At 65.3% G+C, this 314-nt stretch carries 1 protein-coding gene; it reads left to right on the top strand.

Translation table 11 applies throughout. From position 1 onward, the window contains the following. The coding region (locus DSY14_RS28450) for an aldolase/citrate lyase family protein (protein WP_249188602.1) at window positions 1-314 on the top strand (314 nt) is incomplete at both ends.

Here is a 314-nt window from a genome sequence, read left to right as displayed (position 1 = left end):
GGTCGTCGCCCTGGACCTGCTGCTCACCCAGATCGAGAAGACGATGGGTTTCGAGGTCGGGCGGATCGGCATCGAGGCGCAGATCGAGAACGCCCAGGGCCTGAACAACGTCAATGAGATCGCCCAGGCCTCGCCGCGCGTCGAGACGATCATCTTCGGCCCGGCCGACTTCATGGCGTCGATCAACATGAAGTCGCTGGTCGTGGGCGAGCAGCCGCCCGGCTACCCGGCGGACGCCTACCACTACATCCTGATGAAGATCCTGATGGCCGCCCGCGCCAACAACCTCCAGGCGATCGACGGCCCCTACCTCC

Origin of the sequence: Nocardiopsis sp. MG754419 (assembly GCF_018207095.1) — a bacterium.
Lineage (GTDB): Bacteria > Actinomycetota > Actinomycetes > Streptosporangiales > Streptosporangiaceae > Nocardiopsis.
Note: the sequence above shows the minus strand (reverse complement) of the source record. Positions and strands in the feature narration are given on the sequence as shown.